This is a genomic window from Nodosilinea sp. E11 (assembly GCF_032813545.1).
Taxonomy (GTDB): Bacteria; Cyanobacteriota; Cyanobacteriia; order Phormidesmidales; family Phormidesmidaceae; genus Nodosilinea.
The window spans coordinates 1-13,860 of the sequence record NZ_CP136516.1; the positions used below are offsets into that span (position 1 = coordinate 1).

Here is a 13,860-nt window from a genome sequence, read left to right on the forward strand (position 1 = left end):
ATCCTCTACCGTGAGGCCCTGGGCTAGCTGCGGTTGCCAGGCTCCCTGGTGTCGCTGAAGTCGGAGCAGCTCGCCGCGACCATCCTGAGCCACCAGGGAGAGCGTGTCGGTCGCTTGGCAAAACGACAGCGAGTGGTGTTGGCCTTTGAACTCCCAGGTTTCAGAATCAGTTTGCTTGAACAGGTCATCCCACTCGACTAGCGTCAGAATACCGCTCACCTCCTGCACCAGGCGTTCAGCCCACATCATCTGCTCGGCGTTGGCCCGCTCCCGTTGCTCCCGCTGCTGGCGTCGTCGTTCAAGGCAGCAATCTCGATGAGCAAGGCGAGCGATCGCTCCTGCCCATCGAGATTGCTGCTCACCCGCTGATTTAACGCGTTCAACTGTGTCACCAAGGCTGATAAGAGTGCCTGCAATTGTCTGGAGCTGTCGCTGCTGCTGCCAGGCTCTAGCCCCTTGAGCAATGCGTTCAAGGTCTGCTGGAGATGGCTGTGTTCGGTGGTCATCTGCCTCAGCACCGGCTCCGATTGGGCCTGGTGGCGCACCAAGGCCTCGATCTGAGAGCGCAGCTGGGCGTTGTCCTGCTGGAGCCCCGCGATCTGCTGCTGGAGTGGTAGCAAAGCCTGCTGCAACGCGCTCACCAGCGCCTCGGCCAAGATCCCTGGCGGCATCTCGATTGCCCACTGCTGAGGGGGCGGTGGCGGGGGTACTTTCCGAGGTCTGGCCATGGGTGTTCACCAAATTAAAGAGCGGGACATAGTCGCTGACGTTCTCCTTGGCTGAGGATCGCTGCGCCTGGCGCAGCAGCTCATCTGGGTCGGCGGTGTAAAGCGAAAGCTGGTACTTGGCCCGCGACACGGCCACATAGAATGACTCCTGGCTGGTGGTGGCATCCATCAGCACCATCACCCGGTCGGCGGTTTTGCCCTGGGCGCTGTAGGTGGTGCTCACCAGGCTGTAATCGACATACTGCAAGCCGTTTAGATCCACCGAGTCATGGCGGCCATCGGGATAGTAGATCTCGGCCTGCCCTTGGGCATCGATGGCGGACAGGGTAAAGGCCTGCCCGTTACGGATATTTTGCGCTCGGTCGTTGCGTGTCCAGCGCAGGCGATCGCCCACGGCAACGGGGATCGCCTGGCGGGTATAGACCGTCTTGCTGGGGCAGGCCGTTGGGTCAATTTCAACGGTTTGACCGGCTTCATCGGCCAGGGTGAGTCGGTTGCGGCGGGAATCGACCTGGATGACTTGGTACGGCTGTTGCTTCACCAGGCCCTGGCGTTTGTAGGACTGGTTCAGGATGACAATGTCGCCGCTGGCGTAGTGGGCGGCGTAGCCTGCCTGGGCCTGGGTCATGTCTTTGCGCCGCAAGGAGGCCAGGGTAAAGCCGTCGGAGCCTAACTGGTCTTGGGCCTGGAGCCCTGTGCGAATCAGGGCGGTGAGGGCCAGGCGTTCTTGGTTGGTTCCGGCGAGCAGCAGGGTTTGGTCGCGCTCTGTCTCGCCCTGGGCCAGATAGTCGGTGGCCACCTGCTGGAGGCGGGCCTCCGGCGATTGGATCGTTTGAATCGCGCCCGCTTCGACCAGGGTTTGAAAGGCGGCTTCTGTCTGGTCAGTGGCTAGCAGGTTAACGGCCTGTTTCAGGGCCGCTGTCTTTTGTCGTCGGGACTCATCGAGAAAGGCAGTTTGAATGCCTCCGGCCTGCAAGCTCTTAAACGGGTTGCCTGCCTCCACTGCCGAGAGCTGGCGGGTATCGCCCACTAGAATGACGCGAGCCTGCTGCTGTACAGCTAGGCTCAGAAGCCCGTAGGCATCTTTGGCGGAGAGTAGCCCAGCCTCGTCAATCACCCAGATTGCTCGTTGTTCAGGTGCTGAATCGGGAGCGTACAGCAGGCTGGCCACGGTGTCGGTTGGTATCCCGGCTTCTTTGCCCAGCACGTTGGCCGCTTCGGCGCTGGGGGCAAACCCTCGCACTGAAAAGCCCTGGGCTTCTGCGCTCTGCTTAAAGGCCTGCAACACAAAGGTCTTGCCGCTGCCCGGCATGCCCTGCCAGGCCAACATCTGATCGCTGCTGGTCAGGGCCAGGGTGAGCGCTCGCTGCTGACCGATGCTCAAGGTTGGCCACTGCGGCAACTGCTCCTGAAGTTCGGCTTCGCTCAGAATTGGTGCCCACTGGTGCTGCCCCTGGTGCATCAGCTCAATGGTGTCTCGCTCTCGGTGCAGCGCTGCGGTGGTGGTGTATTTGTCTTTCACCCCGTCCACTGACAGCAGTTCGCCCTGGGTTGAGATCGCCTGGTGCAAGAGCGCAAAGGGCATTTCACCCAGGGCATGTTCTAGGGCGAAGCGTTCTACTTTTCCTCGACGGAAGACTGACTCTCGCTCCGAGGCATGGGCGGTACCTGCGCGAGCCATCTGGTCTGCCTGATAGCGGGCGGCAGTGGAAAGATCTCGCTCCTGATAGGGCACCTCGGGCAGGGTCAGGTTTTGGTCGCCAATCTGCTGCTGCCAGGCTGCCATCAGCACCTCGCGGGGCACGGCCTGTTTGCGTTTTCGGGTGCGCAGGGTCGCCTGTTTTTTCTGGCTGGCATGGAGCGGACTGCCCTGCGTTTCGTCCAGGTTTTGCTGCCACTGCTGGAGATAATCTTTAATTTGGCGGGTGCGAGTTGAGAAGGTGCCGAGCAACGTTTGGCTGTAGTCATGCAGCTCAAATTGCCCTTTGCCCTGGGGGGCAATCTCGTAGCCCAGCTGCCGCAATTGGTAGGCTAACTCGTTCTGATAAATTTCTCCTAGCAGGATCTGATTGGCCACAATTTCTTCATTACTGAGGCTGCGCCAGGCTCCATCGTCTGGCAGCTGGGTAGTGTTCATCACCACGCAATGACTGTGCAGCTGCGGGTCGAGTTCACGGCTACTGTCGTGTTGAAACACCGCCGCGACGATGTTGCCGGTCACCACTCGCTGCCGTCCTTCGGGGGTGCTGATGCGGGTCTGGGCAAAGCGCTTTTGCAAGACCTCTAGGGCGGTATCGACGGCCTGGTTATGGGCGGCGATCACTCGCGTATCCCCTTGCACCAATCCGGCTATGGAAACACTCTTGGGGGCTGAAAAAGTGTAGTCGGTGGCGGCCCGGTGACGGGTAGGATCGATGGCGCGGGCATGAAGGCTTTCACCGTTGGGGGCGGTGCCGTGGAGCAGGGCTTTGAAGTCTTCTGGCTCAACTTTGCCTTGGAGTCCAAGGGTGTTTGCACCCTGGCCATACCACCGAGCGGTTGAGTGGCCCGCGTCGGTGCCTGCGGTGTAGTAGTCGTCTTTTTCGTAGTAGGTTTCACCCTGGGCGGCGGAGACCGAGCACATCGATAACATGGAGCGTCTAATCGCTAAACCAATGGGTTGGATAGTAGCCCTCGAATATCTCCCCCATATTGCAAATCGATTGTTTGGGGTAAAGAATTGTGAGGCAGTCCCTGAACCAAAGCATGGGGGCTGAAATCGCTAAACCGATTGCCCTGTGGGGTTTAGGAGGGTTTTGCCCCGCCAGGGATGGCGTAGTGTCTGAACGGTTCGGATGCGTAGCCCTCCCAGGGCGTAGCCACCCTCGCGGCTGGGGCTACTGCGCCATCTAACGCTCGGTGTCGCCCCATAACGCCCAGGGAGGCAGAGGCAGGGAGTCCTGGCGGGGAAAAGCGGTCAATGGCGGTAAGTGGCGTCACCGAGCTAGTTACAACCCCCAATTTCACGTACCAATTCACTCTCAATTCACTTTTCTAGTTCACCCTCGATTCACCAATCTAGTTCACTTTCGATTCACTCTGAGTTCACCTTCCCGATTAACTCTCAGTAAACCTTCCCGATTCACTCTGAGTTCACCCTCCCGATTAACTCTCAGTAAACCTTCCCGATTCACTCCCAGTAAACCTTCCCGATTCACTCTGAGTTCACCTTCCTGATTAACTCCCAGTAAACCTTCCCGATTCACTCTGAGTTCACCTTCCCGATTAACTCTCAGTAAACCTTCCTGATTAACTCCCAGTAAACCTTCCTGATCAACTCTCAGTAAACTTTCCTGATCAACCTGCGTAGACTTTTTCAATCAACTCTCAGTAGACTTTTTCGATCAACTCTCAGTAGACTTTCCTAATCAACTCTCAGTAGACTTTCCTGATCAACTGCCAGTAAACCTTCCTGATCAACTGCCAGTAAACCTTCCTGATCAACTGCCAGTAGACTTTTTCGATCAACCTGAGTAGACTTTCCCAGATTTCCTGGCTACCCCTGACCCTAGCGATCGCCTCAACGTAGCTACACCCACCACAGTCGTGGCGGCTACGAGAGAATTCCCAAGTCAGCCAGAGACGAAAATTCAGCCCCTTAACATTCTCAAGAAGGGCATCAGATTCTCAATACGGGTGCCTGGTTTTGCCTAGATTCTCTGAAACCCTTGCTATCCCGACAAACTAGACTTGCTGAAATTAAAAAAAGAGCAAGTCAAAATACCTGGGTTAAATTGGATTCAAAGTAGGGGGTATCAAGATGCCGAAGCGCGATCGCACATTGAATATCCCCGCCGTCGGCGATGCCTATCTGACCTTCTCATTACGCGGCGGCTGTAGCTCGCATTCTGTCCAAGACTGTTAATAGGGAATCTATCTGGCCAGGGTTAAAGATACCGTCGGGGCCTTGGGAGTTGATATCGATGAAGGGGGATTCATAGAGATCACCGACCTCAATACTGCCTTGCTGGGTCAGCCGGTCAATGATCAAGTTGATGAACTCAATTTGGTTAGCTGAAGCGGTAGTACCAGCAAGAAACTCGCCAAAGGCTTGCTTAGCGGCTTCTTGGTCGAGGCCGACGAGGGAACGAATAAATAAGCCTAGCCCCTGGCTTTCTGCTTTAGCGCGTTCCAGGTGCTCTGGCGTGGCCACACCGGACTCTAGCAGCATACGCTCTAGCTCACTGAGGTCGGTGGGGGTGAGCGGCTCGTTGAAGCGCAGTCTGTGGATGGTGATGTGATTTTTATGATCGCGCAGGAAGTATCTAGCTTTTTCGCGGAAGCGCTCAAAGTCGTCGCCAGCGTTGCTAAAGACTTCCATCTCAATGATGGTTTCGTCACCGAGCTCGTCGGTGAAGTCGGTGTAGATTGGTTGCCGCTCTACTTTCTCAATCAGCCGAACCAGCGATCGCAGCTTTCGCCGTACCCGCTCCAGCATGGGGATGGTGACATCCTGCCACCACAGATCAGTCTGAACCTCCTCAATCAGCTCCATCTGCTCGCCTACCATGGGGACGTTATCGTATTTGGCCAGGGCGGCGGCGATCGCACGTACCTTCAAGCTCAGCGCTACGAATTTTGGATCGGCCTTCAATCGAGCCAGTTGTAAGCCCAGCAGCAGCAGGTCAAACCGCTTGGCTTCTTCGTTTTCGGTGGGCAGTTCGGACGGGAGTCCGGCGATGTCGTTGGCGAGTTCTTGGATCTGTTCGGGTTGTAGAGTGTCCCACGCTTTGGGATCGGCGTAGGTTTCTACCCGTTGGCGCTGGGGGCGAACGATGAAGTTATCCAGGTTCATGGCAGCAACTTCACTGTGGAGCTGGGAGGCGATCGCCCGTCTCATCTCCCCTTCAGTAGTTGGGTCGAGCCGGGTATCGCCGTAGCTGCCGGGTTGCTCCCCCACACCTGCACCAGATGGGATGCGCTGATCGAGTTCGCTGAGCAGTTCTAGGCGTTTGGTAAAGAGGCTTTTGCGAAGGGATTTGCTGGGAGCACCGTCGGTGGGTTCTGGGTTTTGGCGAAAGAATTCCAGGTTTTGGCAGTAGTCGAATAAGTAGAAAAATTCTTTGTCTTGGCCGGGGCCAAATAGCTCAGGCTTGAGGCGAGTACCGCGCCCCAGCATTTGCCAGAATTTGGTTTTGGAGCGCACCAGCTTGAACAGGACCAGGTTGACGACTTCCGGCACGTCGATGCCGGTGTCGAGCATATCGACGGAAATGGCGATGTGGGGAGATTGGTCTTTTTGGGAGAACTTGTTGATCAGATCTTGAGCGTACTCGGTTTTATAGGTGACGATGCGGGCAAATTCGCCGTTGTAGTGAGGGTAGTTGGCGTTAAAGCGCTCGTAGATAAACTTGGCGTGGTCATTGTTTTTGGCAAAGATGATGGTCTTGCCTAGGCGATCGCCCCCTTCGACCTTAAGGCCACGGGTCATCAGGTGGGCTAGCACTTTGTCTACGGTGTCGGTGTTAAACAGCCACTCGTTAACGGCCCTGGGGTCAACGCTGTCGGGAATATCGCCGTCTTCATTCCATTCCAGCTCGTCCCAGCGTTCTTTTTCTTCCTCTGACAGCTCATCGTAGTGGATGCCCTGGCGCTGGAACTTGAGGGGCACAGAGACCGCTTTTGGTGGCACCAGGAAGCGATCGCGCACGGCATCTTCTAGGGTGTACACGTCGGTGGGCACGCGGGTTTCAAGATCAAACAGCTTGTAGGTGTTGAAGTCGATTTCTTCTCTGGGGGTGGCGGTGAGCCCGACCAAGAAGGAATCGAAGTAGTCAAAAATGGCGCGGTACTTTTGGTAGACCGATCGGTGGGCTTCGTCGATGATCACCAGGTCAAAGTGGCCGACGCCAAACTTACGCTGGCCATCGCCCACGTTGTTGATTAGCCCCATCATGGTGGGGTAGGTGGAGACGTAGACACGGCCTTCGGCGTTCTTTTCAGTGACCAAGTTGACGGGGCTAGAGGCGGGCAGAAATTCCTTAAATGCGTTGGCGGCTTGGTTCACCAGCGCCACACGATCGGCTAGAAACAGCACGCGCTTGGCCCAGTTGCAGCGCATGAGTAGCTCGCAGAGGGCGACCACGGTGCGCGTTTTACCGGCCCCGGTGGCCATGACCAGCAGGGCTTTACGCTCGTTGTGCTGCTCAAAGGATTCGCAAATGCGACGGATAGCTCGGGTCTGGTAGTAGCGACCGGCAATGTTGTGGTCAATTTCGGCGGTGAGGAGCGATCGCTTGGTGCTGCGCCGCTGGACAATCAGCTCCAGTTCGGTCTTTTTGAGAAAGCCCTGCACTTGGCGGGGGGAGTAACTGGTGTCGTCCCACATCCAGTGCTCATAGCCGTTGGTGTAGAAGATGACGGGGCGTTGCCCAAATTGCTGCTCTAGGCAATCGGCGTAGAGTTGAGCCTGCTGTTGCCCCACTTGGGGGTCTCGTTTGGTTCGTTTGGCTTCTATCAGGCCTAGGGGTTTGCCGTCGTTGCCCCAGAGCACGTAATCAACAAAGCCGTTGCCAGTAGTGTTGGGCATGCCGCAAACCGGATATTCCCGATCGCGCCCTTGATCCAGCGGCCAGCCAGATTCTTTGAGCAGCAGGTCAATAAAGTAGTCGCGGGTTTCGGCTTCGGTGTAGTCGTGGGTATCAGGTTGTGTAGCGTTTTCAGCTTTGGCCTGGGCAACCGCAGCTTGAAGCGCTTCGATTTCGGCTTGGAGGGTGGTGTTGGCGGTGTTGGCTTTGGCGAGTTGCTCATCTTTGGCGGCGAGCTGATCGGCTAGTTGTTGCAGCTGGGCCACGGTTTGGGGTGGCACTGGGGAGGTTTTGGGCAGCTGGTTAGGGTTAAAGGTAGCCTTGGGCGCGGGTTTATCGCTGGGTTTAAGGCCGTAGTTGCGCCCGAGCCAGTAGCAAAAGTGGAAGAGTTCTCTGAGGGATGCGATCGCATCTTCGACGCGAATGGCGCGGTTGCTGTGGACGGCGTGGTTGCCGTTGCGGCGAATGATGTCGAGCTTGGTGATGAGGGTCGGGCCGACGAGGCTTTTGAAGCTGGGCTCAAACAGGTAGGCGCTGAGGTCGGTTTTGTAGGGTTCGCGCAGGCTGCGATCGCACTCAAACAGCCAGGTGACGGCGAGCTCTAGGGCACGGCGGCTGTAGAAGCACGCGGCACGGGGGTCGGGGTAGACAAAGCCCTCGGCCTTAGCGGCGGCTTCGTAGAGTTGAGGCCACTCGGTTTGGAGAAATTGGAAGTGAATGCTCATGGGTGATCTTTGGCCTCAATATCTGCCGCTAGGCAGAGCGTTCCCTAAACGTAGCAAGGCTTTTCAAGATTGGGCAGACGGGGCTTGAGCTACCCTTACTCTCTTCACGAAAGATCCCTGTTCTCCCCAGTAAATTGGCACAGAACGTTGGGTGAACCTAGGGATTTTGGCGGTAGCTCTGAAGATCGCTGTCGAGGGACCAGATAAACACTTCGCTCATGGGAAAGCGGGCACAGGCTTTTTCAAATTCCTGAATGATGGTGAGATCGCCGAAGCTGGTGCCTTCGGGTTTGTCGGGGGCTTTGTTGCGTCCGGCGTAGTCGGGAAATGTGTCAATCCACGACAGAATTTCATCGGTCACTGGAAACACCACGGGTCGCCAGGGGGCGGCTCCTGAGAATGCGCCCTTAATCGCCAGGACAAACCGCTGAGCCGTTTCACGCCGAAGGTTACCATCGCCATTTTGGGCAATGTGGTTGCCGGTTTCTAAGATGGTGGCCATGGGCAGCAAAAAGCTACATCCAGCCTCCGCGAACGTCACAAAATCCTTGGTGATCTCTGGTCTGGATTCGTTGCAGTAGGGGACATCCAGCAGATTCAGGAAGATGCTGGTATCGATCAAACAAACGCTGCTCATGCGGGTTGGCTCTGGAGGCTAGCCAGCCAATCCATGGCCCGTTGCTTGCGCTCTTGGGGAGTGATGGGCGACTTGATGAACCGATCGACCACCCCAGTGGTGACTAACTGCCCCAGCGGCCCTTGGGATACTAGCCCAGGGAAGTCATCTATCTCGCCCAGTTTGACCAGACAGCTACTGCCGTCCTGGGGGTCGCGATAGCAAAAGACGACATCGCCAAGGGCGGCATCGGGGAGGGCATCCATGAGGGCTGGGTTGTGGGTCGAGAGCAGCACCCGCAGGTTGCGCCGCTCAGCGATCGCCCGAATGCTGGTCAAGAGATGCTCGGCCCGGCTGGGGTGCACACCGTTATCAATCTCTTCTATCACCACCAAACTGCCTTCGGTGGCTGAGAGCATGGCTGCCGCAATAGCTAGCACCCGCAGCGTTCCATCGGAGAGAAGTGCCGCCTCACAGTAGCGCTCTGTTGCCCCGAAGGATTCTTGCAACTGCACCATGACTTCGCCCCGAGGCCCGGTTAAAAAGTCGATGCCGGTGATGGCCTGCTCTGGCAGGCTTTGAATGAAATCTAAAATGGCTTGCTGGTTAGCTTTTGCTTCGTTCCAAAGCCGATAGAGCACGCTGGAGAGGTTAGTACCATCGCCCTGCAACCGTTTTTCGGTGGTGAAGCTGTATTCCCGCATTCTGGCAGGGACTGGGTCAAGAAACAGCACGTTCTCTAGCACCCTCTGGTAGTCGCGCACGGTGGCTGGAATTACCTGTTGCGACTGCTGGTGTTTAGCGTTGAAGGTGGCAGGGCTATCAAGCTGTACGAAGATCGCCATTTGATCGCTGCAAGTAATGTGGGGCCTTCGCCCTTGAGCAAATTTGTAGTAGGACACACTGACATCAGTGCCTACTCCTTGGGATGGAAGTTCTAGTTGGTAGAGCTTGGCTTGACTGGTCGTGTTGGTGATGGACTCGCTACTAATGTGTAGGTCGCCATCTCGGAGGGTAAGCGCCATGGAGAGATAATTCCATTCGCTGGCTTGCAGGGAGCAGCCGACGGAAAAGCTGGATTCGCCCCGGTGGCAGAGGTCTTCGACTCGCCCCCGCACAATGCGATCGGCGTCGTTGACGGTGTGTTGAATGCTGGTGAGTTTTTGGCCCTGGGCTAGCCAGGAGAGAAACCGCAGCCCTTCTAGGGCGTTGCTTTTGCCGGAGGCGTTTGCGCCAATGAGCACGGTGAGGGGGCCGAGGGGAAGCCGCCCGGTGCGATAGCTCTTAAAGTTTTCGAGGGTAAATTCGGACAGGATGGCACTCATAGTCTTATCTTCCTCGAAGGGAGGTAACGCTACAGAGCTCCTCTAGCACAGAGCACAATTGGATGAGAGGCTTTACTGTCATACATCCTCTGCATTAATTCCAATTATATCTGTTAGATTTTGCTCGGTTAAAAAATAGCTTGATGCTGCAAAGAGCAGAATAGGCACAATTATAGAGTCCCTCAAGTCAAGAGGTCTCAGCTTGGAAGAGGGATCGCCGCCATGACGAATTCCAGGGTAATCACAGCAAAAATGATAAATGTTAATTACGGCCTCTTGAAGTTTTTCATGGGGCCAACAACTAATCTTATTACAAAGAGCTCCTAATGTAGATGCTTTTTCTCGCTCTGGATGTGAGATTCCCAACCCCTCAACTAGGTTACATGCCTTACCTATGCAGGTTTTCATGTCAACTTCTCGTTGCGATCTACTCAACGCATTAAATGAATGTTCAAAATCTTTTACTAGCTCTAATAGGTGAATATCGTTTTCTGAAGCTCTTAAAAGTTCTGAGAACAGTGCTGAAAACACTCCAGGTAGATGAGGCTGAAGCCTAAAAGGTGAGAGTTGCAGCTTGTACCGTAGGTTGTGACAGGCGATAAACTCATCAAGGCGCTGACTGTAATCACTGCATAGTTCTTCACTATACTCAGCAAATATATCACTCGCATTTTGGAAAAACACCACCAGCGCTGGGTCGCCTGCAAGCTTCTGCGGGCATAGCTCTTGGATAAACGTTCTGGCTAATAAAGGATCATTAGCAGTATTTAGAAAAACTCTCTCCCGAAAAGCCTTTCTGGAAAAGACTCTGAGTCCTTCTCTGGCCAATTCCTCGTTATCATGATCTTGGATATAGGCGTTCCTGAGATCAGAATTCCTTAGCAGGGGTTCATATATATCATCACTTTCTAAAAGGGATTTCAGAGCTCGTTCATCTATATTTTCAGCAAATATTGCGGATATTTCTTTGTAGTGTAGTCGTTCTAAAAGAGCTTTTTCTAGCTCTTCAAATAGGGACGTATAAACGTCATCAGAGAAGATCTCTAGTTGTTCAAGAGGTTCCCAAAGCTCAAACCATGTATACTTCCACGCATCAATAAGACGACCGCGCATTCTTATAGCTCTCCTCGAAAGGCGCGGTGCTGGAGGGAGGCAAAGAGAGCATCGAGTTGGTCAAGAGATTCGCGGTGAGTGATTTTGAGCTGTTCGATTACCTCAACCCGCTTGGCAAATTCTTGTTGCAGAGGCAAAGGAGGCATTGGAAATGGAAATTCCTTCATCTTTCCTAGCTGAAGATCTTTCACGGCATTCCCTTTAGCAGCACTCTGCGCAAGAGATTGAATTCGGCCTTCTCTAAAGTAATAAAGCGCATACTTCTTATCTACGAGATTCTGTCTAAAACTGATTCTGGCTGCATTTTGCGTTACGGCAAAAGAACGCTTTTCACTTACCAGTGCGCAGTGCCCGATTGAACCTGTTTTTGAAAACAAAATGTCGCCCTCAACAGGCTTAGCTTTATCAGAAAGATTGTTGAAATCGTGCAAAGAAATTTTTGCTGCTGTTTCAAAATCTATAGTCCCACTTCTGATCTCTTTCGCAGAAATCAGTGGAATACCATCTTGTACGTACTTGGGGCGTACTGTTAGACCATAAGTTATTAAATCCAGGACATCACCAAGAGTCTTAAAGATCCATTGCTTTGGATTATTTACTGGATCTCCGAACATTTCGATGAAGATAGATTGCACGATCGCATCCAATTCCCACAATGCCTGTCGCCGCAACTCCCGCAGTTCATCAGCCTTATCCAAAATTGCCGCAATACGCTTTTGTTCTGCGATCGATGGCAAATAAATTTCTAAGGATTCTAAAAATACTTTTGGAACTCGGCGCTGGCCTGCACTGCCTGTCATCCTGCGCTCACCTTGACGGCGAATATAGTTTTGCCGAAGGAAATGAAGAAGATATCGCCCGTCAATTTGATCGGCTTTGGGACGAACAACATGGAATTCTGTTGATCCAAAGCCATGCCGAAATTCGATACGAGCTTGTGCAATTTTCCCGTTTTCAAAGCAGGGAGTTATCTTAGCTACTAAGATGTCCCCATCTTGAAAGTAACTAAAGCCACTCTTTACCGATGAAAGAGTGCGAGACTCTGCCACTTGCACCTGTGGTGGATCTGCTAGCACTGATGCCATTGGTACAAAAGCTACTTGTTGATTCTCATCAGCCAACTTATCTAGTGTTGGGTTGATAAGGGTTATCTCAGCTAATTTGACCTTGGTCATTTTCCCTCCAGCATCTCCTTCAATTCCAGCATCCCCTTCTGAATCTTCGTTTCAATTTCAGCCAGAGTTACCAAAATCTCCTTCGGCGGTACATGCTCCACTTCCTCATGCACCACTTCCTTATAGCGGTTTAGGCTCAAGTCATAACCCGCCTCAGAAATCTCCGCCTTCGGCACACAAAAACTCTGCGCCGTCCGAGGCCGCTCCCGCTCATGGCCATCCCGCTCCTGCCAACGGGCCAAAATATCCGGCAAATTATTCTTAGCGTGTTCCTCATCTACCAGAGGCATTTTCGGAGCTACACCTAGCTTTTCCTCCGACAGCAGCGGCTGCCGCTTGTCGTCCAGGCTCCAGCCATCCGCCTCAACCTCATAAAACCAAACCTGATCTGTCCCACCCGACTCAGTTTTGGTAAACAGCAAAATTGCCGTCGAAACCCCCGCATAGGGCTTAAACACCCCACCCGGCAGCTTAATCACCGCATCCAGCTTTTGGTTTTCAACTAAGATTTTCCGCAGCTCTTTGTGCGCTTTTGATGAGCCAAACATCACCCCATCCGGCACAATCACCGCCGCCCGTCCCCCCGTCTTCAGCAGCCGCAAAAACAGCGCCAAAAACAGCAGCTCCGTCTTTTTTGTCTTAACGATCTGCTGTAGGTCTTTGGCCGTATTCTCGTAATCTAACGACCCCGCAAACGGCGGATTCGCCAGCACCAGGGTGTACTTTCCTTCCTCCCCCGAATGGTCTTGAGCCAGCGAGTCGCGGTACACCACATTTGGGTTTTCAACCCCGTGCAGCAGCATATTCATACTGCCAATCCGCAGCATCGTGCCGTCAAAATCAAACCCGTGGAACATGCCGTGGTGGAAGTGTTCCTTCAGCTTGGGGTCTTGAAAGATTTCTCGGTGGTGCTCCCGCAGATACTCCCCCGCCGCCACCAAAAAGCCACAGGTGCCACTCGCCGGGTCACAAATCACATCCTTCGGCGTGGGCTGGGTCAGCTCCACCATCAGCTGAATGATGTGGCGCGGCGTGCGAAACTGCCCATTCTGCCCCGCACTGGCAATCTTCCCCAGCATGTACTCATAGAGATCACCCTTGGTATCGCGGTCGTCCATCGGCACATGGTCGAGCAAGTCCACCACCTTCGCCAGCAACGCCGGAGTCGGTATCGTAAAGCGAGCATCCCGCATGTGCTGGGCGTAGGTAGAGCCATCCCCATAGCTGCTCAAAAACTCCGTCCGCAAAAACGGAAACACATGCTCACCCACCACCTCATACATCTCCCGCGCTTCCATATGCTTAAAGCGCGACCACCGCAACTCGTCGTAAGGCCGTCCCTTCGCGTCATTCCCCGCCGGGAAAACCTGCCGCTCCATCGGCTGCTTCGTCCGGTTTGCCTTGTTTTCCTCCAGGGTGTGCAGCTCATCGAGCCGCCGCAAAAACAGCAGGTAGGTAATCTGCTCAATCACCTCCAGCGGGTTCGAGATGCCCCCCGACCAAAAGGCATCCCAGATGGTGTTAATTTGCGATCGAATCTCGCCGGTGAGCATAGGTGTTTCCTTACAGTGGCCTGACTAGGCTAGCGTCCTGAGGTGTTGTCGGCATGGCC

6 protein-coding genes and 1 pseudogene are annotated in these 13,860 nt (G+C 54.4%); all 7 read right to left on the reverse strand.

Annotated elements, in window-relative coordinates; translation table 11 throughout:
* Positions 1 to 834: 834 nt before the first annotated feature.
* Positions 835 to 3,360 (reverse strand): annotated as a pseudogene (mobF, locus tag RRF56_RS02230) (MobF family relaxase); the annotation flags it as partial.
* A 1,230-nt stretch (positions 3,361 to 4,590) separates the two neighbouring features.
* Positions 4,591 to 8,019: a DEAD/DEAH box helicase family protein gene (locus tag RRF56_RS02235; RefSeq protein ID WP_317033795.1), complete on the reverse strand. Its 3,429-nt coding sequence runs from the start codon at positions 8,017 to 8,019 to the stop codon at positions 4,591 to 4,593.
* A 157-nt stretch (positions 8,020 to 8,176) separates the two neighbouring features.
* Positions 8,177 to 8,521 carry a hypothetical protein gene (locus RRF56_RS02240; RefSeq protein ID WP_317033796.1) on the reverse strand — a complete coding sequence of 115 codons (345 nt, stop codon included), beginning with the start codon at positions 8,519 to 8,521 and terminating at the stop codon, positions 8,177 to 8,179.
* Positions 8,522 to 8,652: 131 nt separating this feature from the next.
* On the reverse strand, positions 8,653 to 9,960 hold the full coding sequence (locus RRF56_RS02245; RefSeq protein WP_317033797.1) for an ATP-binding protein: 1,308 nt from the start codon (positions 9,958 to 9,960) through the stop codon (positions 8,653 to 8,655).
* Positions 9,961 to 10,038: 78 nt separating this feature from the next.
* Positions 10,039 to 11,073, reverse strand: a complete 1,035-nt coding sequence (locus tag RRF56_RS02250; RefSeq protein WP_317033798.1) for a hypothetical protein — start codon at positions 11,071 to 11,073, stop codon at positions 10,039 to 10,041.
* A gap of 2 nt (positions 11,074 to 11,075) precedes the next feature.
* The gene (locus RRF56_RS02255) at positions 11,076 to 12,248 is read right to left on the reverse strand and encodes a restriction endonuclease subunit S (RefSeq protein WP_317033799.1); all 1,173 of its coding nucleotides are present in this window, start codon (positions 12,246 to 12,248) and stop codon (positions 11,076 to 11,078) included.
* Positions 12,245 to 13,801, reverse strand: coding sequence for a class I SAM-dependent DNA methyltransferase (locus tag RRF56_RS02260; protein ID WP_317033800.1), 1,557 nt, complete (start codon positions 13,799 to 13,801; stop codon positions 12,245 to 12,247). Before RRF56_RS02260 ends, RRF56_RS02255 begins: the two co-directional genes overlap by 4 nt.
* Between the last annotated feature and the right edge of the window lie 59 nt (positions 13,802 to 13,860).

What these genes read in the sequence shown, in the direction of transcription:
- RRF56_RS02235 (WP_317033795.1), bottom strand. Translation starts at nt 8,019, where the DNA reads ATGAGCATTCACTTCCAATTTCTCCAAACCGAGTGGCCTCAACTCTAC.
- RRF56_RS02255 (WP_317033799.1), bottom strand. Translation starts at nt 12,248, where the DNA reads ATGACCAAGGTCAAATTAGCTGAGATAACCCTTATCAACCCAACACTA.
- RRF56_RS02240 (WP_317033796.1), bottom strand. Translation starts at nt 8,521, where the DNA reads ATGGCCACCATCTTAGAAACCGGCAACCACATTGCCCAAAATGGCGAT.
- RRF56_RS02250 (WP_317033798.1), bottom strand. Translation starts at nt 11,073, where the DNA reads ATGCGCGGTCGTCTTATTGATGCGTGGAAGTATACATGGTTTGAGCTT.
- RRF56_RS02260 (WP_317033800.1), bottom strand. Translation starts at nt 13,801, where the DNA reads ATGCTCACCGGCGAGATTCGATCGCAAATTAACACCATCTGGGATGCC.
- RRF56_RS02245 (WP_317033797.1), bottom strand. Translation starts at nt 9,960, where the DNA reads ATGAGTGCCATCCTGTCCGAATTTACCCTCGAAAACTTTAAGAGCTAT.